The organism is Allobosea sp. CRIB-10, from assembly GCF_900112185.1.
Taxonomy (GTDB): Bacteria; Pseudomonadota; Alphaproteobacteria; order Rhizobiales; family Beijerinckiaceae; genus Allobosea.
Map to the genome: position 1 here is coordinate 1 of NZ_FOKP01000035.1, position 20769 is coordinate 20769.

General features: G+C 66.2%; 19 protein-coding genes. 10 read left to right on the forward strand and 9 right to left on the reverse strand.

The genetic code is table 11. The features are described 5' to 3' along the window. The 3 genes from BMZ69_RS28175 to xth form a co-directional block, all read left to right on the forward strand. Positions 1–189, forward strand: a 189-nt coding sequence (locus BMZ69_RS28175) for a DNA translocase FtsK (RefSeq protein ID WP_139219260.1), incomplete at its 5' end; no start/stop codon positions are given. A 157-nt stretch (positions 190–346) separates the two neighbouring features. After that, positions 347–1192 (forward strand): outer-membrane lipoprotein carrier protein LolA, encoded by an 846-nt coding sequence (locus BMZ69_RS31925; protein WP_092163230.1) that lies wholly within the window; start codon positions 347–349, stop codon positions 1190–1192. Between the two features lie 205 nt (positions 1193–1397). Further along, entirely contained in the window at positions 1398–2213 is an 816-nt protein-coding gene (gene xth, locus BMZ69_RS28185) for an exodeoxyribonuclease III (RefSeq protein ID WP_092163231.1), read from the forward strand. Positions 2214–2237: 24 nt separating this feature from the next. Here xth and BMZ69_RS28190 read toward each other — a convergent pair whose 3' ends face one another. Together BMZ69_RS28190 and BMZ69_RS28195 are read right to left on the reverse strand one after the other, a co-directional pair. Further along, complete coding sequence (locus BMZ69_RS28190) at positions 2238–2702, reverse strand: cyclic nucleotide-binding domain-containing protein (RefSeq protein WP_092163232.1); 465 nt, start codon at positions 2700–2702, stop codon at positions 2238–2240. A gap of 6 nt (positions 2703–2708) precedes the next feature. Continuing rightward, on the reverse strand, positions 2709–3395 hold the full coding sequence (locus tag BMZ69_RS28195) for a response regulator transcription factor (protein ID WP_092163233.1): 687 nt from the start codon (positions 3393–3395) through the stop codon (positions 2709–2711). 195 nt (positions 3396–3590) lie between these two features. Between BMZ69_RS28195 and BMZ69_RS28200 the strand changes: the two genes are divergently transcribed. The 3 genes from BMZ69_RS28200 to BMZ69_RS28210 all read left to right on the forward strand — a co-directional run bounded on the left by BMZ69_RS28200 (position 3591) and on the right by BMZ69_RS28210 (position 6559). Continuing rightward, positions 3591–4145, forward strand: coding sequence for a L,D-transpeptidase family protein (locus BMZ69_RS28200; RefSeq protein ID WP_092163234.1), 555 nt, complete (start codon positions 3591–3593; stop codon positions 4143–4145). Positions 4146–4275: 130 nt separating this feature from the next. Then, a complete protein-coding gene (locus BMZ69_RS28205) occupies positions 4276–4653 on the forward strand; it encodes a VOC family protein (protein WP_092163235.1) in 378 nt (125 codons plus the stop codon). A gap of 136 nt (positions 4654–4789) precedes the next feature. Continuing rightward, the gene (locus BMZ69_RS28210; protein WP_244543591.1) at positions 4790–6559 is read left to right on the forward strand and encodes a sensor domain-containing diguanylate cyclase; all 1770 of its coding nucleotides are present in this window, start codon (positions 4790–4792) and stop codon (positions 6557–6559) included. 8 nt (positions 6560–6567) lie between these two features. On the opposite strand, the gene BMZ69_RS28215 is transcribed toward BMZ69_RS28210, so the two are convergent. Then, positions 6568–7233: a YggS family pyridoxal phosphate-dependent enzyme gene (locus BMZ69_RS28215; protein WP_092163240.1), complete on the reverse strand. Its 666-nt coding sequence runs from the start codon at positions 7231–7233 to the stop codon at positions 6568–6570. 115 nt (positions 7234–7348) lie between these two features. Here BMZ69_RS28215 and leuS point away from each other — a divergent pair, with 115 nt between their 5' ends. From leuS to holA, 3 genes are read left to right on the forward strand one after another with little or no spacing between them, the layout of a single operon-like run. Continuing rightward, entirely contained in the window at positions 7349–9973 is a 2625-nt protein-coding gene (leuS, locus tag BMZ69_RS28220; RefSeq protein WP_092163241.1) for a leucine--tRNA ligase, read from the forward strand. After that, on the forward strand, positions 9960–10499 hold the full coding sequence (gene lptE / locus BMZ69_RS28225; protein ID WP_092163242.1) for an LPS assembly lipoprotein LptE: 540 nt from the start codon (positions 9960–9962) through the stop codon (positions 10497–10499). Before leuS ends, lptE begins: the two co-directional genes overlap by 14 nt. 4 nt (positions 10500–10503) lie before the next feature. Continuing rightward, entirely contained in the window at positions 10504–11526 is a 1023-nt protein-coding gene (gene holA, locus BMZ69_RS28230; protein ID WP_175507020.1) for a DNA polymerase III subunit delta, read from the forward strand. Here the strand turns inward: holA and BMZ69_RS28235 are convergent, their stop codons facing one another. The 5 genes from BMZ69_RS28235 to mnmE are packed head-to-tail and all read right to left on the reverse strand — an operon-like array spanning position 11527 to position 17180. Further along, positions 11527–12411: a ParB/RepB/Spo0J family partition protein gene (locus BMZ69_RS28235; RefSeq protein ID WP_092163244.1), complete on the reverse strand. Its 885-nt coding sequence runs from the start codon at positions 12409–12411 to the stop codon at positions 11527–11529. 31 nt (positions 12412–12442) lie between these two features. Further along, positions 12443–13273 carry a ParA family protein gene (locus BMZ69_RS28240; protein ID WP_092163245.1) on the reverse strand — a complete coding sequence of 277 codons (831 nt, stop codon included), beginning with the start codon at positions 13271–13273 and terminating at the stop codon, positions 12443–12445. After that, on the reverse strand, positions 13273–13926 hold the full coding sequence (gene rsmG / locus BMZ69_RS28245; protein ID WP_092163252.1) for a 16S rRNA (guanine(527)-N(7))-methyltransferase RsmG: 654 nt from the start codon (positions 13924–13926) through the stop codon (positions 13273–13275). The genes BMZ69_RS28240 and rsmG overlap by 1 nt, the downstream gene beginning before the upstream one ends. A 4-nt stretch (positions 13927–13930) precedes the next feature. After that, positions 13931–15826 carry a tRNA uridine-5-carboxymethylaminomethyl(34) synthesis enzyme MnmG gene (gene mnmG / locus BMZ69_RS28250; protein ID WP_092163254.1) on the reverse strand — a complete coding sequence of 632 codons (1896 nt, stop codon included), beginning with the start codon at positions 15824–15826 and terminating at the stop codon, positions 13931–13933. 46 nt (positions 15827–15872) lie between these two features. After that, complete coding sequence (gene mnmE, locus BMZ69_RS28255; protein WP_092163255.1) at positions 15873–17180, reverse strand: tRNA uridine-5-carboxymethylaminomethyl(34) synthesis GTPase MnmE; 1308 nt, start codon at positions 17178–17180, stop codon at positions 15873–15875. Positions 17181–17209: 29 nt separating this feature from the next. Between mnmE and BMZ69_RS28260 the strand changes: the two genes are divergently transcribed. After that, the gene (locus tag BMZ69_RS28260) at positions 17210–19207 is read left to right on the forward strand and encodes a thioredoxin domain-containing protein (protein ID WP_092163257.1); all 1998 of its coding nucleotides are present in this window, start codon (positions 17210–17212) and stop codon (positions 19205–19207) included. An 82-nt stretch (positions 19208–19289) separates the two neighbouring features. On the opposite strand, the gene rho is transcribed toward BMZ69_RS28260, so the two are convergent. Further along, the gene (rho, locus tag BMZ69_RS28265) at positions 19290–20555 is read right to left on the reverse strand and encodes a transcription termination factor Rho (protein WP_091835939.1); all 1266 of its coding nucleotides are present in this window, start codon (positions 20553–20555) and stop codon (positions 19290–19292) included. Positions 20556–20769: the final 214 nt, after the last annotated feature.

The following is a 20769-nucleotide window of genomic DNA, read 5'->3' on the forward strand; positions in this document are numbered from 1 at the left end:
GTCGCGGTCGTGCTGCGCGACAAGAAGGCCTCGACTTCTTATATCCAGCGCCGCCTGCAGATCGGCTACAACCGCGCCGCCTCGATCATGGAGCGCATGGAGAACGAGGGCATCGTCGGACCCGCCAACCACGCCGGAAAACGCGAGATCCTCGTCGAGACAGGTAGAGCCAGGGAAGACGAGGATTGAGGGCGACGGCCGCTGCGGCCTCATGGCGCGAAACCGGTCCTGAAAATGCCATCAGCCCGGTGCAACCTCGTCGCCGACTGACGCGTTGAACCCTTGCCGGCCAGCCTGGGCGGCACGATATTCCGCCAGAAGGCCGCCAACCGGACATCGGAGCCCCATGACCCATCTTTCGCCCATGCCAGCTCTCGCAGCCGCCGCCCTGGCGCTCGCGCTGGCCGCGGGCCAGGTCTCGGCCCAACCGCTTGACATCAAGCCCAGTGGCCAGCCGGCCGCTGCGGCTCGCCCGGCCCAGCGCGCGATTCCGCTGCCGCCGATCCGCCCGCCGGGTCTCGGCATGCCGCGCACCGACGCTGTGCAGGCTACCGCGACGAGCTCTGCGCCAGCCGCTCCGGCTCCCGCACCGGTCGTCACCGCCAACAATGAGCCGCGTGCAGCGACGCCTGCGAAATCAGCGCGCCCGAGCACGCCGTTGTCGAAGGCCGAGGCCGTCGAGCGGCTAAACGCCTATTTCAACGGCTTTTCGACCTTGCAAGGCGACTTCATCCAGTTCGCCGCCGATGGCCGCCGCTTCGAGGGCAAGCTCTATGTCCTGCGTCCAGGCAAGATGCGCTTCGAATATCGCCCGCCTGTGACCATGGAGGTCGTCGCCGACGGCACCTCGGTCGCGATCCGCGATCGCAAGCTCGCGACCCAGGACCTCTATTCGATCGGCCAGACCCCGCTGAAGTTCCTGCTCAAGGACCAGATCAGCCTGGAGCGCGACACCACCGTCACCGGCGTCAGCACCAAAGGGGACATCCTGTCGCTCAAGCTCGAGGACCGCTCGACGCTGGGCGGCACCTCGAAGATCACGCTGAACTTCGACCTCGCCGCCAACACGCTGCGGCAATGGGTGGTGATCGATCCGCAGGGTTACGAGACCTCGGTTTCGCTCTACAATCTCGACACCCAGCGCCGGCCCGACCAGAAGAACTTCGTGATCGACTATCAGCGCGTGCTTTGAGTTTCGTCATTGCGAGCCCCCGGGTCTTGCCGTCGGCAACCCCGAGGACTGGCTCCGCGAAGCAATCCAGGGGCGACAGCGCCCTGCACCCTTCTGGATTGCTTCGTCGCTTCGCTCCTCGCAATGACGGGCGGCTACCGCGGCGCTTGCTTTTCGCTGCCTGACGACCCAGTTTCCGGCTTCCCCTTCCGCCGGAATCCCCTGCGTGCAGCTCACCGTCACCACCTGGAACATCAATTCGGTGCGCCTGCGCATCGGCATGGTCACGCAGTTCCTCAGAGACCATCAGCCCGATGTCCTCTGCCTGCAGGAGACCAAGACGCCGGATGAGCAGTTCCCGGCCAAGGCCTTCAGCGAGGCCGGCTATGTCCACCACGCCTTCATCGGCAACAAGGGCTATAACGGCGTCGCCATCGTCTCGAAGCTGCCCTTCCAGGAGAAGGAAGCGATGGCGATGTGCGAGCGCAACGACGCCCGCCACATGACCGTCGTGCTCGACGAGGGCGCCGGCGCGGCAGCCGGCATCGCGATCCATAATTTCTACATCCCGGCCGGCGGCGACATCGCCGATCCCGAGGCCAATCCGAAATTCGCCCACAAGCTGCAGTTCCTCGACGCCGTCGGCGCCTGGGGCGTCGCGCGCAACCCAGCCGGGCGGCCGAGCATCCTGGTCGGCGATCTCAACATCGCTCCCTATGAGCACGATGTCTGGAGCCACAAGCAATTGCTCGACGTCGTCAGCCACACCCCGATCGAGACCACGACATTGGAGAAGCTGCGCAGCGAGCTCGGCTGGACCGACGCCGCCCGCACGCTGCGGCCGGAGCCCGAGAAGCTCTACAGCTGGTGGAGCTACCGCGCCGCCGACTGGCAGGCCTCGAATCGCGGCCGCCGGCTCGATCATATCTGGCTCTCGGACGCCCTGAAGCCGACGCTGCGCGACCTCACCTTCCTGAGCGAGGCGCGCGGCTGGGAGCGGCCTTCGGATCACGTCCCGGTGACAGTACAGCTGGAGCTGTGAGCCGCCCCGTCATGGTGAGAAGCGTCAGCGCACGTCGATCGCCCTGAGCGCCGCCCCGACCGCAGCCAGCTCGCTGTTGAACGCATGCAGCCGCTCCGCGACGGCCGCTGCGATCGCCTGCGCCGAATCGGGCGATTCACCGAGCACGCGCCGCATCACGCTGCGCGCCAGCCGCATCACCTGTGTCGGCTCGCGCGCGATCGCCGTCACCGGCCGCTCCAGCGCCGTGAACAAGGCGAGCTCGCCGAGCAGCGTGCCCGGCCCGACGACCTCGTCGGCCGGGCGGCCGTCATCCTCGCGCTTCAGCGCCACCGCGCCGGAAATGACGAGAAAAGCGCCGTCCGAGCCCTCGCCGCGCCGGAACAGCACGTCGCCGGCGCGCAGGGACCGCGTCTCTGCGGCGAAGGCGACGAGGCGCAGCGCATCGCGATCCATCAGGCCCAGCAGCGGCTGACGCGCCAGGAGGGCGATGTCGTCGTTGAGCGACATTCAGGACTACGGATTCAGCCGGTAGCCACCGGCATCGGTGACGAGCAGCCGCGCATTGGCGGGGTCCGGCTCGATCTTCTGGCGCAGGCGGTAGATATGGGTCTCGAGCGTGTGCGTCGTGACCTGCGAATTATAGCCCCAGACCTCCTGCAGCAGCGTCTCGCGCGCGATCGGCTTTCGGCCGGCGCGGTAGAGGAAGCGCAGGATCGCCGTCTCCTTCTCGGTGAGCTTGGTCTTCGAGCCCTTGGCGCTGACCAGCAGCTTGGAGCCGGGGTGGAAGGTGTAGGGCCCGACCTGGAAGATCGCGTCCTCGCTCGCCTCGTATTGCCTTAAGTGCGCGCGGATGCGCGCCAGCAGCACGGCGAATTTGAACGGCTTCACGACATAGTCGTTGGCGCCGGCTTCGAGCCCGAGCACGGTGTCGGCGTCCGAACCCTGCCCGGTCAGCATGACCACAGGGCCCTTGAAGCCGCCCTTGCGCATCAGCTTCACCGCTTCGCGGCCATCCATGTCGGGCAGGCCGACATCCATAACCACAAGGTCGATGCGCTCGGCCTGCACGGCCTTCAGGCTCGCCGTCGCGTTCGGCGCCGCCGAGACCTTGAATTCGTCATAGAGCGCGAGCTGCTCGGCGAGCGCGTCGCGCAGCATCTGGTCGTCATCGACCAGCAGGATATGGTGAGTTGCAGACATGAAGGCGAGTCAGCCCATTTGCGTTGATGCAATAGTAGAGCATGTTCGGCTGAAGTGGGAGCCACCTTTGCGAACGGCTCATGCTCCAACATATTGAGTTGAGCGCAGATTCTGACTGGACGGAGCAAGCCGGTCAAACGGAAAGCACGCCGGACGACAGCAAACGGACGGCAGATCACGCAAGATGGATGGCCTGTGAGAAAACGTGATGATCGCGCCGCGGCCGGCCGGCGGCTGACGAAGCTGGTGGTGGTGCGCTCGGTGAATGATCGCCGCAAGGGCTTCCTGATCGCCGGCTCCGCCGCCTTTCCCTGTGCGCTCGGCCGCTCCGGCATCATCGTCGCCAAGCGCGAGGGCGATGGCGGCACGCCGCGGGCGAAGCTGCCGCTGCGCCGGGTGTTCTATCGTGCCGACCGGCTGCCGCGCCCGTCGAGCCTCTTGCCGGTCCGCGCCATCACGCTGCGGGACGCCTGGTGCGACGACCAGACCGACCGGCGCTACAACCGACTGATCGACCGTCCGCCCGGCGAGGCCGAGGAGCGGCTCGCCCGCGCCGACAATCTCTATGACGTCATCGTCGAGCTCGGCTGGAACGATGCTCCGGTCCGTCGTGGCCGCGGCAGCGCGATCTTCTGGCATCTTGCGCGGCCCGGCTTCACGCCCACCGCCGGCTGCGTCGCCGTCACCGGCGGCATCTTCGCCAAGGTCCTGCCCAGACTGGCGCGGCGCTGCGCGATCATCGTGCGCTAAGGGCTTGTAGGCTGATCCGGGCTGGGGATACTGGCGCCCGAGCACCGTCTCGCCGATCGATATCAGGAGCGCCATGCTGCGCGGGCACCGCCCCGTTCAACGTGACCAGCTCCCAGCAAGAGACTGTGCCATGACTGATTCGCCTATGACCGAGATCGGCTTCGGCCGCGTCGCCGCGATGTTCCCTGTCAGGGATATGGAGCGCGCCTGCGCCTTCTATGTCGGCGTCCTCGGCTTCACGAAAACCTTCGAGAACGGCCAGCCGGTCGGCTTCATAATCCTCAAGAAGGGCAAGGCCGAAATCCACCTGACCCTGCAGAGGGACCATAAGGCAGCGCCGTTCAACATCGCCCATTTGATGGTCGATGATGTCGACGCTTTTCACGAGCTCTGCCGGTCGTATGGGCTGCGCATCGTCAAAGGGCTGCGCGACCAGGATTACGGCCTGCGCGCCTTCGTCTTCGAGGACCCTGACGGCAACCGCATCGACGTCGGCCAGCCGATCTAGGCGTCGCGCCGCAACCGAGCGCATTCGCCTCTCGCGGTTCACCGGATGAAAACCATCGTTCTCGGTGATTTTCATCCGTTAACAGACGATTCGGCCAGATTAACAATCCTCTCCGGCGGTCTTGCCGGAGAGGATCATGCAAAAGCGCCTGTCACTGGTCGGTCTCGCCGACCGCCTGACGCTGCGGGAGCAGACCGCAGCCATGGCCGGCCTGCTCTGCATCGTCGTCGTCGCCGTATCGGCAGCCGGCGCCGCCTGGCTGGCGCGGCGGGACGCCGTGCAGGAAGCCAATCTCGAGCTGGTCGCGCTCGCCCGAACCATGTCGGACCGGCTCGACCAGAACATGTTCGAGCGCTATCGCGAGATCAGGAATCTCGCCAGGCTGGAGCCGCTGCGCGGCCTTTGGCAGGACAATCCGGCTCGGGCCCGGGCCGTGCTCATGCAATTGCAGGACGGGCTAAGCGACTATGCCTGGCTCGGCCTCGCCGAGCTCAACGGCAATGTCCGCGCTGCGACGCGCAGCATGCTCGAAGGCGTTTCGGTCGCGCAACGACCTTGGTTCATCAATGGTCTCGCCGGCCCGACCGTGGAAGACGTCCATGACGCCAAGCTGCTCGACGGCCTGCTTCGCAAGAGCCCGGACGAGGCGCCCTTCCGCTTCGTCGACGTCGCCATGCCGGTCTTCGGGCCGACCGGCGCCAAGGTCGGCGTCCTCGGTGCGCATCTGAGCTGGAACTGGGCCGGCAATCTGCGCGACAACGTCCTGCGCAATCACGACCCCGCGCTCGCCTCGGAGCTCTGGATTATCGGCCGCGACGGCTCGGTTCTGCTCGGCCCGAAGGACGCCAAGCCCTTCGACGGCGCGCAGATCGCCGCCGCCCGCCACGGCATCTCCTTCGTCGACCGCTCCGGCGATCAGGCGATGTTGACTGCGCTCGCTGCGACCAAGGGCCAGGACGATTATCCAGGCCTGGGCTGGGTGGTCGCCGCCCGCCGTCCCCTCGATGTCGCCCTCGCGCCCGCCAATCGCCTCGCTACCGTCATCGCCCTGCTCGGTCTCGCGGTCGCCGCCATCGGCGCCGCCCTGGCCTGGTTCCTCGCCGGCACGGTGACCAGCCCGCTGATGCGGCTCTGCCGTTCGGTCGACCTCATCGGCCGCGATCCTGGTGCCGCCGGCATCCAGCGCCAGCATGGCTCGCGCGACATCCTCCATCTCTCTGCCGCGCTGCGCTCGCTGCTGCGCCGGCTGGGGAGCGCCGAGAAGGGCGCCCGCGACGCCGCCGCGGCCATCCGCGATGTCCAGGCCAAGGCCGACAAGCAGGCACGCGAGGCCGAGGAGAAGACCCGTCGCCTCGGCTCGGACCTGCATACCCTGCAAATCCTCGCCGATACCGATCCGCTCACCAGCCTGCTCAATCGCCGCGCCTTCCTGCCCTTCGCCGAGGACGCGATGAACTATTACAGGCGCTACCGGCGCAATCTCGGCGTCCTGATGTTCGACATCGATCATTTCAAGCGCATCAACGACAGCTTCGGCCATGCCGCCGGCGACGAGGTCATCCGCGCCGTCGCAAAGATCATCGCCGGCCAGATCCGCACGACCGACAAGGTTGCGCGCTTCGGCGGCGAGGAATTCGTCGTGCTGCTGCGCGAGACCGATGCGCAGGGAGCCGAGAACCTGGCCAACCGCATCCGCGAATCGGTCGGCGCGACCGTAGTGACGCAGGGGCTCGCCCAGATCGAGCTCACCATCAGCGTCGGCGCCGCGATCGTCCGCGAGCAGGACCGCGACATCGAGGATGTGATCGAGAGGGCCGACAAGGCGCTTTATGTGGCGAAGTCGTCCGGCCGCAACCGGGTCGTCTTGTCGGAAGCCGAGCGAACTCCCGCCCCGACCTCGACCTGAACGATCCCTCAGCCTCGCGCGCCAAAAATCGCGCTGCCGACCCTGACATGGGTGGCGCCGAGCTGGATCGCCGCCTCGTAATCGGCACTCATGCCCATCGACAGGATCGCAAGGCCATTGCGCCTCGCGATCTTGCCGAGCAGGGCGAAATGCGGCGAGGGCGGGTCCTCGGCCGGGGGAATGCACATCAGTCCCGAGATCGCGAGACCATAGCGGCTCCGGCACAGCTCCAGGAAGGCGTCGGCCTCGCCGGGCAGCACACCACCTTTCTGCGGCTCGGCCCCGGTGTTGACCTGAACGATCAGCTCGGGCGCCTTGCCGGCGCGCTCGATCTCGCGCGCCAATTCCCTGGCGAGGCTCTCGCGGTCGAGCGACTGGATCACGTCGAACAGCGTCACCGCATCGCGCGCCTTGTTCGACTGCAACGGCCCGATCATGTGCAGCCGAGCTTTCGGGAAGCGCTCGCGCAGGGCCGGCCACTTCTCCTTGGCCTCCTGGACATAGTTCTCGCCAAAGTCGACCTGGCCGGCTTCCAGCACCGGCACGATCATCTCCGCCGGCTTGGTCTTGGAAACCGCGACCAGCATCACGCTGTCCGGCTTGCGGCCGACATCGCGTGCGGCGCGGGCGATCGCATTCCGCGTTTCCTGAAGTCTCGCCACGACATCCGACATTTCGATCCGTCCTCGCCTCGTGCGCCCCTGCCAAGCCGTTCCGAACATTGACCCGGGGGCTGCGATGGTGTCCTAGTCCGGCCCAGTCCGCTCACGCAAGAATGACACGATCAGCATGGCCGTCGAACGCTACAATCCGAAGGAAGCCGAGCCGAAATGGCGCCAGGTCTGGAATGAGCGCAAGCTCTTCGAGACCCGCAACGACGATACGCGGCCGCCTTATTACGTGCTCGAGATGTTCCCCTATCCGTCGGGGCGCATCCATATGGGCCATGTCCGCAATTATGCGATGGGCGACGTCGTCGCGCGCTACAAGCGCGCCAAGGGTTTTTCGGTGCTCCACCCGATGGGCTGGGACGCCTTCGGCCTGCCGGCGGAGAACGCGGCCAAGGCCAACAAGGTCCATCCGCGCGACTGGACATACGCCAATATCGCGACCATGCGCGGCCAGCTGCAGTCGATGGGCCTGTCGCTCGACTGGAGCCGCGAACTCGCCACCTGCGACCCCAGCTACTACAAGCACCAGCAGAAGCTCTTCCTCGACTTCCTGAAGGCCGGGCTGGTCGACCGCAAGACCGCCAAGGTCAACTGGGACCCGGTCGACGAGACCGTGCTCGCCAATGAGCAGGTCATCGACGGCCGCGGCTGGCGCTCCGGCGCCCCCGTCGAGATCCGGGAGCTGACGCAGTGGTTCTTCAAGATCACCGCCTTCGGCCAGGAGCTGAACGACGCGCTGGAGGGCCTGACCCACTGGCCGGACAAGGTCCGGCTGATGCAGAAGAACTGGATCAGTCGTTCGGAGGGCCTGCTGGTTCGTTTCGCTCTCGAATCGAATGCCCTGGGCCAGAGCGAGGTCGAGGTTTACACGACCCGGCCCGACACGCTGTTCGGCGCCAAGTTTCTGGCTGTCGCGCCGGATCATCCGCTGGCCAAGGCCGCCGCCGAAACGAATCCGTCACTGCAGGACTTCATCGCCGAGTGCAAGAAGACCGGCACGGCGCAGGAGAACATCGACAAGGCCGAGAAACAGGGCTTCGACACCGGCCTGCGCGCCGCCCATCCCTTTGATCCCGCATGGACTTTGCCGGTCTATGTCGCGAACTTCATCCTGATGGAATACGGCACCGGCGCGATCTTCGGCTGCCCGGCGCATGACCAGCGCGATCTCGACTTCGTCAATAAATATGGCCTCGGCAACATCCCCGTGGTCTGCCCGGAAGGTGTCGACCCCGCGAGCTTCGTCATCACCGACACCGCCTATGATGGCGAGGGGCGGATGATCAATTCCCGCTTCCTCGACGGCATGACCATTCCGGAGGCGAAAGAAGAGGTCGCCAGGCGCCTGGAGGCCGAGAGCCTCGGCAATCGCCCGGTCGCCCAGCGCAAGGTCAATTTCCGCCTGCGCGACTGGGGCATCTCGCGCCAGCGCTATTGGGGCTGCCCGATCCCGATCGTGCATTGCCAGGATTGCGGCATCGTGCCGGTGCCGGAGCAGGACCTGCCGGTCAAGCTCCCGGACGACGTCTCCTTCGACAAGCCCGGCAATCCGCTCGACCATCATCCGAGCTGGAAGCATGTCGCCTGCCCGCAATGCGGCAAGCCGGCCCGGCGCGAAACCGACACCATGGACACCTTCGTCGATTCGAGCTGGTATTTCGCCCGCTTCACCGACCCGTGGCGGACGGACAGCCCGACGGACCGCAAGGCCGTCGACCGCTTCCTGCCGGTCGACCAGTATATCGGCGGCGTCGAGCATGCGATCCTGCACCTGCTCTATTCGCGCTTCTTCACCCGCGCGATGAAGGCGACCGGCCATACCGGGCTCGACGAGCCCTTCGACGGCATGTTCACGCAGGGCATGGTCGTGCACGAGACCTACCGGGCTGAAGACGGCGCCTGGGTCGAGCCCGGCAATGTCCGGATCGAGACGGTCGGCAACGAACGCCTCGGCTTCAACGTCGACACCGGAGCCCCGATCGAGATCGGCTCGATCGAGAAGATGTCGAAGTCGAAGAAGAATGTCGTGGATCCCGACGACATCATCGCCTCCTACGGCGCCGACACCGCCCGCTGGTTCATGCTCTCCGATTCGCCGCCCGATCGCGACGTGATCTGGAGCGACGAAGGCGTCCAGGGCGCAGCCCGCTTCGTGCAGCGGCTCTGGCGCCTCGTCGCCGAGATCGGCGAACGCACCGGCGGCCAGCCCGCACGCCCCGCAAGCTTCTCGGAGCCGGCCCTCACTTTGCGCAAGGCCAGTCACCGGGCCTTGCACGCTGTCGGCGCCGATATCGAGCGGCTCGCCTTCAACCGCTGCGTCGCCCATGTCTACACCTTGGCCAATGCCATCGGCAAAGCGCTCGACGGCGCCGCCGAGTCGGCCGATATCCCGGCCGACATGGCCTTCGCCCTGCATGAATCCGCCATGATCGCCACGCAGCTTGTCGCCCCGATGATGCCGCATCTGGCTGAGGAATGCTGGCAGGCGCTCGGGCTGCCGGGCCTCGCCGGCGAAGCCGACTGGCCGCAGACCGAAACGGATTTGTTACAGGACGACAGCAAGATCCTGCCGGTACAGGTCAACGGCAAGAAGCGGGCGGAGGTGACGGTGCCCGCCGATGCCGATACGGTGGCGGTCGAGGCGATCGTGCGCGCCTCCGAGGCTGTCGCCAAAGCTCTGGAGAACCGGCCGATCCGCAAGGTGATCGTGGTGCCGGGGAGGATCGTGAATGTCGTCGTCTGAGGCCATGACACGCCGCCGCCCGCTGGCGCTCGCAGCCGCGCTGGCGCTCGCTGCGCTCGCCGGCGGCTGCTTCCAGCCGCTCTATGGCGAGGGCACGGTCAGCAAGGTCGGCGGCAATGTCCGCAACGCGATGCTCGGCATCGATGTGCCTGAGATCAAGGGTCTGGTCGGACATTACCTGCGCAACGAGCTCGTGTTCGAATTCGACGGCGGTGGCGCCCCCGATCGACAGAAGATCCTGAAGCTCACCGCGAGCACCTCCGAATCGCTCGAGGTCATCACGGTCGACTATGCCAACGGCCGCGCCGATTCGGCCATTCTGGTTGCGACCGCCGACTGGCAGCTCGTCCGCGCCGGCTCGAACGAGGTCGTCGCCTCCGGTCAGAGCGTCGTCCGGGCGCCCTATGAGCGCTCGCAGCAGCGCTTCGCCGCGTTGCGCGCCGCACGCGACGCGCAAATTCGCGCTGCCAAGGAGCTTGCCCAGCAGATCAAAGCCCGGGTCGCAGCGGCGCTCGTCGCCGGCTGAAGCTATGGTGACGGTCAAGGCGCATGAGGCGGATCGCGCGCTTTCTCGCCCCGATCCTGCCTGGCGCCTGTTCCTGTTCTACGGCCCCGATGCAGGCCTGATCTCCGAGCGGGCCGCGGCCTTGGCCCGCGGCAGCGTCGACGATCCCCAGGACGCCTTCCAGCTGATCCGCATGGACGGTGACGAGATCGCCTCCGATCCGCTGAAGCTGGTCGACGAGGCCAACACCATCGGCCTGTTCGGCGGACGCCGCGCGATCCGCGTCTCGCCGACCTCTCGCCCCCTCGTCGCCGCCGTTGAGCCTTTGCTGGCGACGCCGTCGCAGGATGCGATCGTGATCGTCGAGGCCGGCGACCTGCAGAAGACGAACCCGCTGCGCACCGCCTGCGAGCGCGCCAGGTCGGCGGTCGCGGTGCCCTGTTACGGCGACGCGGCGCGCGATCTCGGCACCATCGTTGACGAAATGGCGCGGGCGGCGGGCAAGAGCATCGACCGAAGCACGCGTGACGTGTTGACCAGCCTGCTCGGCGGCGACCGCCGGACCTCGCGCCAGGAGATCGACAAGCTGATTCTCTATGCCGGCAGCGACGCCGCCCTCACCGCGGCGCATGTCGAGGCTGTTGTCGGCGACACCGCCCAGCGCGAGCAGGCGGGGGTGGTCGATGCCGTCTTCGCCGGGCGACTGCCGAGCCTTGACCTCGCCCTGACCAAGCTCGCCGGCGAGGGGCTCGACCAGGGCGTGCTGCTCGGCGCAGTCCTGCGCCACACTCTGGCCCTGCTGAAAGCAAAACTCGCCATAGAGGGCGGCAAGCCGATGCGCGAGGCGGTCGGCGCGATGCGCCTGCCCTATCCGCGCATCGCCGCTGCAGAAGCTGCCCTCAACGCCTGGCCCGCGGCCAAACTGCGCGACGCCGTGACCATCCTAGGCACGGCGATGCTGGCTGTTCGCCGCGACGGCGACATGGGCAAGCCGATCGCTGCCCGTGCGCTCTGGACCCTCAGCCGGATGGGCGGCGGGGGGCGCTGATCAGGCCTTCAGCCGCCGGCAGAGCGCATCGAGCTGCTCCAGCGTCTTGTAGCTGATCTTCATCTCGCCGCCGCCGCTGGCGCGATGCTGGATCGAGACCCCGAGGCCGAGCGCTTCCTCCAGCGCTTTCTCGACCGCACGCGTATCCGGATCCTTCTCCGGCTTCGGCACTGCTGCGGCTCTGACGGGCTTGTTTTCGCTACGCGCTTCGTCCTGGCCTAGCCGCTCGACGTCACGGACCGTAAGTCCTTGCTCTACAACGCGTTTCGCGACCTGTTCCGGGTCCGAAACAGCAAGCAGAGCGCGCGCATGCCCCGCCGAGACCGCGCCGTCGCTGACCAGTTGCTTGACCGGCTCCGGCAGCTTGCTCAGGCGCAACGTGTTCGCCACATGCGAGCGGCTCTTGCCGATCACCTTGGCGAGATCGTTTTGCGTATAGTCGAATTCGGCGATCAGCCGCTCATAGCCTGCCGCCTCTTCCATCGCGTTGAGATCGGCGCGCTGAACGTTTTCGACAATCGCGATCTCGAGCGCTTCGCGATCATTGGCCTCCACCAGGATGACCGGAACGTCATGCAATTCGGCGCGTTGCGCTGCCCGCCAGCGCCGCTCGCCGGCGATGATCTCATAGGCGTCGATCATGCCCGGAATCGCGCGCACGATGATCGGCTGCAGAATGCCGCGCTCGCGCACCGAGGCCGCCAGATCTTCCAGCTCGGCTTCGGCAAAGGCCTTGCGCGGGTTGCGCGCATTGGGACGCAGGAATTCGACCGGAACCTTGCGCTGCCCGCGCGCCCGCTCGATCGCGCCGATCTCCTCGCCGACATCGCCGATCAGCGCAGCCAGCCCGCGGCCAAGACGCGAACGCCCCTGTTCCTCGACCATTGCCATTCCTCTTGAACCTTTTCCTGTCTGATCAGGCGGCGCGCAGGGTGCGCTCGCGCTTGATCACCTCCGAGGCCAGCTTCAGATAGGCCTGCGAACCGGCGCAGCGCAGATCGTAGAGCAGCGCCGGTTTGCCATAGGACGGTGCCTCCGAGATCCGCACATTGCGCGGAATCACGGTCTCGTAGACCTTGTCGCCGAGAAAATGGCGGACATCGGCCATGACCTGGCCGGAGAGGTTGTTGCGCGGATCGTACATGGTCAGCACCACACCCTGGATGATCAGGCGCGGGTTGAGGCCGGCACGGACCTGCTCGACCGTCTTCAGCAGCTGGCTCAGACCCTCCAGCGCGAAGAACTCGCATTGCAGCGGCACCAGCACCGCATCCGCCGCCGTCATAGCGTTGATGGTGATCAGGCTGAGGGACGGTGGGCAATCGATCAGGATATAGGTCAGGTCGCTGCAGCGCTGGTCGTCGACCAGCTCGTCGATCGCCTTCTTCAGGCGTGCTGCGCGGTCCTTGGCGCTGGCGATCTCAAGCTCGACGCCAAGCAGGTCGAGCGTCGACGGCGCCAGGAACAGATTAGGAACAGCGGTGGCTTGCATCGCCATGCCGAGCCCAATATCGCCGCAGAGCACGTCATAAGTCGAGGCCTTGCGGCTCTTGCGGTCGACGCCGAGCCCGGTTGAAGCATTGCCCTGGGGGTCGAGATCGATGATCAGCACTTTCTCGCCGATGGCGGCGAGGGCAGTACCGAGATTGATCGCGGTCGTGGTCTTGCCGACCCCGCCCTTCTGATTAGCGAGCGCCAGCACACGCGGCCGCGCGGCAGGAAGTGTGATAGGACGAGAATCGGTCATCAATCCGCCCGTTTCTCGGCGCCGCTGATCACCAGGATGGCGGCCGCCGAATCCGTCAAGGATGGAAACGTTGTGGCCTGAATCTTCCAATATTTAGCCGCCGCGGTCAATTCCGCCTCTAGATGTTGTCCCTTGGGAAAGACTCCCGTCACCCCGGTTCTCAACAGCTCTTTGCACCAGTCCAGCAGCAGCGGCAGCGGCGCCAGCGCGCGGGCCGTAACCGCCTCAACTTTGCCGACGAAGCCGTCGACGACATCCTCGATCCGGGCATTGTGGACTGTGACGGGGGAGCCCGTCAGCCGCGCGGCATGGCGCAGGAAGGCGCATTTGCGGGCATTGCTCTCGACCAGATCGATATGACCGCCCAGTTCAGCAAGCCGAATGCCGAGCACCAGGCCCGGAAAGCCGCCGCCCGAGCCGAGATCGAGCCAGCGTCGCGCCTGCGGCGCATGGTTGAGCAATTGCAGGGAATCGGCGATATGCCGCGTCCAGACCGCGTCGAGGGTCGTGCCCGAGACCAGATTTTTTGCCTGCTGCCAGCGCTTGAGCTCCGCCACCAGGATTGCGAGGCGCTCCTCTGTTTCACGTGAAACAGGCGTCAAGCGAAAAGCACGCTGCCTATCGGGGTTATCCGCCTTATCAACAGAACTCACAGGGTCAAGCCTCGGCACCCGCCGCCATGCTTATGGCCTGATGCTTACGCGCATGCGCGGCCAGCAAGGTCAAGGCGGCTGGCGTCATGCCTTCGATCCGGCCGGCCTGCGCCAGATTGCTCGGCCACGCCGCGCGCAGCTTCAATCGCAATTCGTTCGACAGGCCGGAGATGCCGTCGAGATCGAGATCGACGGGGAGTACCAGTGCCTGGTCCCGCTGATAGGACTCGATCTCGGCCGCCTGCCGGTCGAGATAGACCGCATAGGTCGCGTCCGCAGCGACGCGAGCCCGCACCGTCTCGGAAAAGCCGGCGAGGTCAGGCCAGACCCGCACCAGGGCGTCGAAATCGACAGCCGGATAGGACAGGATCTGGAAAGCCGAGCGCCTGATCCCGTCGCGATTGAGCTCCAATCCTGCAGCCGCCGCTTGATTCGGCGACAGAGTTCGGTCGCGTAAGAGTTCGGTAAGCTTAACGATTTCTGACTGCCGCTGCTCGAAGCGCTCCTTCCGAGCCTTGCCGACGATGCCGAGCCCAATCCCGAGGGCGGTGAGCCGTTCGTCGGCATTGTCGACCCGCAGCGACAGCCGGAACTCGGCGCGCGAGGTGAACATTCGATACGGCTCCGTAACGCCGCGCGTCACCAGATCGTCGACCATCACGCCGATATAGGATTGCGTGCGATCGAGGCCGACCGGCTCGCTGCCTCCGGCCCGGCGCGCGGCGTTGAGACCGGCGAGCAGGCCTTGCGCCGCCGCCTCCTCATAGCCGGTCGTGCCGTTGATCTGGCCGGCCAGGAAGAGACCGCTGACGGCCCGGGTCTCCAGCGTCGACTTCAGCGCACGCGGATCGACATAATCATATTCGATCGCATAACCCGGCCGCAGCATGACGGCGTGTTCCAGGCCGGGAATCGTCTTGAGGAGGCCGAGCTGGACATCCTCCGGCAGCGAGGTCGAGATCCCGTTCGGATAGACCGTGGGATCGTCGAGGCCCTCAGGTTCCAGGAAGATCTGATGGCCGTCGCGATCGCCGAAACGGCCGACCTTGTCCTCGATCGACGGGCAATAGCGCGGTCCCCGCCCCTCGATCTGACCGGAGAACATCGGCGCCCGGTGCAAATTGGCGCGGATCAACTCATGCGTTGCCAATGTCGTCCGGGTCACGCCGCAGCTGATCTGAGGCGTGGTGATCGCCTCCGTCATCGCCGAGAACGGCTCCGGCGGCTCGTCGCCCGGCTGCATCTCCAGGCTGGCCCAGTCGATCGTGCGGCCGTCGAGACGCGGCGGCGTCCCGGTCTTCAGCCGGCCGAGGGGAAAGCCATGCCGTTCCAGCGTGGCGGAAAGGCCGAGCGACGGCGCCTCGCCGACACGGCCAGCCGGAATTTTCGTTTCGCCGATATGGATCAGGCCACGTAGGAAGGTGCCGGTGGTGAGCACCACCGTTCCGCAGGCGAATCGGCGTCCATCCGCCAGCACGAGGCCGGCGACCTGGCCGGCGACGACATCCAAGTCGAAGGCCTCGCCCTCGATCAAGGTGAGGCCGGCCTGGCCAGCAAGCGCAGCCTGTACCGCCTCGCGGTAGAGCTTGCGGTCGGCCTGGGCGCGCGGCCCGCGCACGGCCGGCCCCTTGCGCCGGTTGAGCATGCGGAACTGGATGCCGCCCTGATCGGCGCAGCGGGCCATGATCCCGTCGAGCGCGTCGATCTCGCGCACGAGATGGCCTTTGCCGAGCCCACCGATCGCCGGGTTGCACGACATCGCACCAACCGTGGCGATCTGTTGAGTGATCAAGGCAGTCCTGGCGCCGGCGCGCGCCGCCGCGGCCGCGGCTTCCGCCCCGGCATGGCCGCCGCCCACCACGACGACATCGTAGTGCCCGTTCGCCTGTGCATTCGACATGGCTAGTTCGCTAGCCAAGCCCAGCCGCGAGGTCAATGAAAACCGGCTATTTGCCGATGCAGAAGCCGGAGAACAGGCTGTCGAGCACATCCTCGACGTCGACCTTGCCGATCAGGCGCTCCAAGCCCCTGACCGCGAGCCGCAGCTCCTCTGCCATCAGTTCGGGGTGGTCATGCGACAGCAGCGCGGCACGTTCGATCGCAGCGGCTGCGTCAGCTAAGGCGACACGCTGGCGCTCCCGGGTGACGAGCGCCGGCTCCGTCTGGCCGAGTTTACCCAACCGAGACGCAATCAGCTCGATCAGTTCCGGTAGTCCTACCCCGGTCATCGCGGACACACCGATCTCTCCGGGACGAGCACGACCGCCAAGGTCGAGCTTCGTCGCGACACTGATCTCGGTAGCGCCGCTCTCCTCTCGTTCCGGTACCGAATCGGGCGGCCGCAGCCGCAGCACCAGGTCGGCCTGGGCTGCTTTCTGGCGGGCGCGCCGCACGCCTTCTGCCTCGATCTCGTCGACGCTGTCGCGCAACCCCGCTGTATCGACCAGCAGGACGGGAATACCGCCCAGATCCAGCCTGACCTCGATGGCATCCCGGGTCGTACCGGCGATCGGCGAGACGATCGCGACATCGCGCCGAGCCAGCGCATTGAGCAGGCTGGACTTACCCGCATTGGGCGGTCCGGCCAGCACCACGACGAAGCCCTCGCGAACCCGCTCGCCCGCCGAGAAACTACCGAGCGCTACCTGCAGACTGCCGAGGACGCCCTGCGCCCGGGCCACCGCTTCGACGATCAGTGGGCCGCTGACATCGCCTTCGTCGGAGAAATCGATCTCGGCCTCGAGCAGCATCATCGCCTCGATCAGCCCGCTGCGCCAGGCCGCGGCGGCCTGCCCGAGCGCGCCTTCCATCTGCCGCAGAGCCTGCTTGCGCTGCCATTCCGTCTCCGAATCGATCAGATCGGCGAGGCCTTCGACGACGGCGAGGTCGAGCTTTCCGGCTTCGAACGCCCGCCGGGTGAACTCGCCGGGCTCGGCCAGACGCAAACCGGGCAGGGCCGTGAGCACTGAGAGCAGCCGCGACAGCACCGCGCGGGAGCCGTGGATATGGAATTCGGCGACATCCTCGCCCGTAAAGCTCGCAGGCGCTGGAAAGAACAGGACCAGCCCATGATCGATGACCGCCCCTTCAGGATCACGCAGAGCGCGATAGGCAGCCTTGCGCGCCTCGGGCACCGATCCCGCAATCGTTTCGACAGCGAATCGGACACGCTCGCCGGAGACCCGGACGACCGCGACACCAGCCCGCCCGGCGCCGGAGGACAGCGCCACAATCGTCGGATAGGCTTTCGTCATATGTCGTCGCCAGGGCTGGAGTTCCGCCAATGAACCGCCTGAAACACGCCGCCAGTCCTTATTTGCTGCAGCACCAGGACAACCCCGTCGACTGGTGGGAATGGAGCGAGCAGGCCTTCGCGGAAGCACGCGCCAGCAATCGCCCGGTCCTGCTCTCCGTCGGCTATGCCGCCTGTCATTGGTGCCATGTCATGGCGCATGAAAGCTTCGAGAACCCTGCCATTGCCGCGGTGATGAACGAGCTCTTCGTGAACATCAAGGTCGATCGCGAGGAGCGGCCCGACATCGACCATGTCTATATGAGCGCTCTTCATACGCTGGGAGAGCAGGGCGGCTGGCCGCTGACCATGTTCCTCGACAGCGAGGGCGCACCGTTCTGGGGCGGCACCTATTTCCCGCCGACCTCGCGCTATGGCCGGCCAGGCTTCATCGACGTGCTCCGGCAAATTGCTGGCATCTATCGCAGTGACCGCGAGCGCGTCGGTCGCAATGCTCAGGCGATCGGCGACGCCCTGCAACAAAGCCTCCAGCGAATTGCCGAGGCTGACGAACCCGATCTCAGCCACCTCGCCAGCCAGATCGCTCGTCGCTTCGATCGCGACCATGGCGGGCTCGGCGGCGCGCCGAAATTCCCGAACCCAGGACTGATCGAACTGCTCTGGCGCCATGGCAGCCGCGCCGGCAATGATGCCTCGCGCGAAGCTGCAAATCGCACGCTGGTGCAGATGGCGCGCGGCGGCATCCATGATCATCTCGGCGGCGGCTTCGCTCGCTATGCCGTCGACGAGCGCTGGCTCGTGCCGCATTTCGAGAAGATGCTCTACGACAACGCTCAATTGCTGCCCCTCTATGCGCTCGAGGCGGCGCGGACCGGCGACCCCCTTCTGCTGGAAGCTGCAAACGGGATCGTCGCCTGGTTGAAGCGCGACATGCTCCTGCCTGACGGCGCCTTCGCCGCCAGCCTCGATGCCGACTCGGACGGCGAGGAGGGCAAGTTCTATGTCTGGACGCTGGCCGAGCTGGCGGCGGCTCTCGGGCCGGAAGGCGCCGCGCTCTTCGCCCGCCACTACGACGTGACCGCCGACGGCAATTGGGAAGGCCATGTCATCCTCAACCGGCTGGATACGCCCGATCCCACTCCGGAGATCGCCGACAGGCTGTCGGCGCTCCGCACGCAATTGCTGGCCGTGCGCAGCCGGCGCGTTCCGCCCGGCCGTGACGACAAGATCCTCGCCGACTGGAACGGGCTGATGATCTCCGGCCTCGCCCGAGCCGCAGGCCTTCTCGGCCGCGACGATTGGATTAAGCTCGCCGCCAACGCCTTTCGTTTCGTTACCGAATCAATGACTGATGACGGCGGCCTCGCCCATTCCTACCGCGCTGGTCGCCTGATCGCGCCGGGCTTCGCGCTCGATCACGCGGCCATGGCGGAAGCCGCGATCGCGTTGCACGATGCCACCGGCGAGCAGCACTACTTCGAGCTCGCCCGGCGCTGGAGCAATCATCTCGATCGGCACTACGGCGAGGCCGACTCGGGACTCCTGCGGATGACTCGGGCCGACTCGGCGGCGCTCCCTGTCATACCCAGACCGACTCACGACGATGCCGTGCCCAACGCCAACGGCCTGCATGCCGCCAACCTGCTGCGGATCGCAGCGCAGACCGGCCAGCCCGACGATCGCGCGCTGGCTGACCAATTTCTCGCAGTCGTACTCGCAGCAGCAGCCCATGCGCCGATGGCGCATGGCTCGGTCCTCAACGCCTATGATCTCGCCCGCAACGGCGTCGAGATCGTACTCGCTGGTCCTACTCGAGAATCCTTCAGGCGGACCGCTCTGGCACTACCTCATCTGACGACGATGCTGGTCGATTGTCCCGACCCGGACGGATTGCCGCCGCAGCACCCGGCTCATGCCTATGCCAAGCAAGCCGGAAACGGCGCCACTTTCGTCTGCCTGCACGGTCGCTGCCTGCCGCCCGTCACGGAGCCGAATCGATTGGCGGAAGCGGTCGCTGGAGCCGGCTGAATCCCGCGCAGGGCAGCGCCAAAGAAAAAGGCCTCGGCGCAATGCCGAGGCCCTTCCATCTCGCTGCGGCGGCGGTCGCTGCTCAGGTGTTCATCGAGTCGAAGAACTCGGAGTTCTGCTTGGTCTGGCGCAGCTTGTCCAAGAGGAACTCGATCGCATCCTGAGGGCCCATCGGATTGAGGATGCGGCGCAGCACATAGGTCTTCTGCAGGTCGGAGCGCGGCGTGATGAGCTCTTCCTTGCGGGTGCCGGACTTGATGATGTCGATCGCCGGGAAGATGCGCTTGTCGGCCACCTTGCGGTCAAGGATGATTTCCGAGTTACCGGTGCCCTTGAACTCTTCGAAGATGACTTCGTCCATGCGGCTGCCGGTATCGATCAGCGCGGTCGCGACGATGGTCAGCGAGCCGCCTTCCTCGATATTGCGGGCCGCACCGAAGAAGCGCTTCGGGCGCTGCAGGGCGTTGGCGTCGACACCGCCGGTCAGCACCTTGCCGGAGGACGGCACCACCGTGTTGTAGGCGCGGCCGAGGCGGGTGATCGAATCGAGCAGGATGACCACGTCGCGGCCATGCTCGACCAGGCGCTTGGCCTTCTCGATCACCATCTCGGCGACCTGGACGTGGCGGGTCGCCGGCTCGTCGAAGGTCGAGGACACCACCTCGCCCTTCACCGAGCGCTGCATGTCGGTGACCTCCTCGGGCCGCTCGTCGATCAGCAGCACGATCAGATAGCACTCGGGATGGTTGGTCGTGATCGACTGAGCGATGTTCTGCAGCAGCACGGTCTTGCCGGTGCGCGGCGGCGCCACGATCAAGGCACGCTGGCCCTTGCCGATCGGTGCGACGATGTCGATGACGCGCGGCGAGAAATCCTTCTTGGTCGGGTCCTGCACCTCGAGCCGGAGCCGCTCGTCGGGATAGAGCGGCGTCAGGTTGTCGAAGTGGATCTTGTGCTTGATCTTCTCCGGATCCTCGAAGTTGATCGTGTTGACCTTGAGCAGGGCGAAATAGCGCTCGCCATCCTTGGGGCCGCGGATCGGACCCTCGACGGTGTCGCCGGTGCGCAGGCCGAACTTCCGGATCTGCGAGGGCGAGACATAGATGTCGTCGGGGCCCGGCAGATAATTGGAATCGGAGGAGCGCAGGAAGCCGAAGCCGTCCTGCAGCACCTCGACGACCCCTTCCCCGAGGATTTCGGTTTCCTGGGAAGCAAGCTGCTTCAGGATCGCGAACATGAGCTCCTGCTTGCGCATGGTGCTCGCGTTCTCGACCTCCATGCCTTCGGCGAAGGTGAGCAGCTCGGTCGGCGACTTCGCCTTGAGTTCGTGGAGTTTGATTTCCCGCATGGGGTACCCGGAGTAACGGGCCCGCGATCAGGCAGGCCGGACGGCAGTGGAGGGATCGACGGGACGAAAGGCCTGAAGGCCCACTTGTCAGGACGTCGTGTCGGCCGAGAAAGCAGCCGCGGCACGAGCCGTCGACGATAAGGAAGGACGCGTACGAAAAGCGCAGAGGCTTGATAACCGCTTTCCCTGGATCGCTCAAGCGGGAAACCGCGGC

What these genes read in the sequence shown, in the direction of transcription:
- lptE (WP_092163242.1), top strand. Translation starts at nt 9,960, where the DNA reads ATGTCGTCGTCTGAGGCCATGACACGCCGCCGCCCGCTGGCGCTCGCA.
- BMZ69_RS31925 (WP_092163230.1), top strand. Translation starts at nt 347, where the DNA reads ATGACCCATCTTTCGCCCATGCCAGCTCTCGCAGCCGCCGCCCTGGCG.
- leuS (WP_092163241.1), top strand. Translation starts at nt 7,349, where the DNA reads ATGGCCGTCGAACGCTACAATCCGAAGGAAGCCGAGCCGAAATGGCGC.
- mnmG (WP_092163254.1), bottom strand. Translation starts at nt 15,826, where the DNA reads ATGTCGAATGCACAGGCGAACGGGCACTACGATGTCGTCGTGGTGGGC.
- BMZ69_RS28190 (WP_092163232.1), bottom strand. Translation starts at nt 2,702, where the DNA reads ATGTCGCTCAACGACGACATCGCCCTCCTGGCGCGTCAGCCGCTGCTG.
- BMZ69_RS28215 (WP_092163240.1), bottom strand. Translation starts at nt 7,233, where the DNA reads ATGTCGGATGTCGTGGCGAGACTTCAGGAAACGCGGAATGCGATCGCC.
- holA (WP_175507020.1), top strand. Translation starts at nt 10,504, where the DNA reads ATGGTGACGGTCAAGGCGCATGAGGCGGATCGCGCGCTTTCTCGCCCC.
- mnmE (WP_092163255.1), bottom strand. Translation starts at nt 17,180, where the DNA reads ATGACGAAAGCCTATCCGACGATTGTGGCGCTGTCCTCCGGCGCCGGG.
- BMZ69_RS28260 (WP_092163257.1), top strand. Translation starts at nt 17,210, where the DNA reads ATGAACCGCCTGAAACACGCCGCCAGTCCTTATTTGCTGCAGCACCAG.
- BMZ69_RS28240 (WP_092163245.1), bottom strand. Translation starts at nt 13,273, where the DNA reads ATGACCGATTCTCGTCCTATCACACTTCCTGCCGCGCGGCCGCGTGTG.
- BMZ69_RS28195 (WP_092163233.1), bottom strand. Translation starts at nt 3,395, where the DNA reads ATGTCTGCAACTCACCATATCCTGCTGGTCGATGACGACCAGATGCTG.
- BMZ69_RS28235 (WP_092163244.1), bottom strand. Translation starts at nt 12,411, where the DNA reads ATGGTCGAGGAACAGGGGCGTTCGCGTCTTGGCCGCGGGCTGGCTGCG.
- BMZ69_RS28205 (WP_092163235.1), top strand. Translation starts at nt 4,276, where the DNA reads ATGACTGATTCGCCTATGACCGAGATCGGCTTCGGCCGCGTCGCCGCG.
- BMZ69_RS28210 (WP_244543591.1), top strand. Translation starts at nt 4,790, where the DNA reads ATGCAAAAGCGCCTGTCACTGGTCGGTCTCGCCGACCGCCTGACGCTG.
- rho (WP_091835939.1), bottom strand. Translation starts at nt 20,555, where the DNA reads ATGCGGGAAATCAAACTCCACGAACTCAAGGCGAAGTCGCCGACCGAG.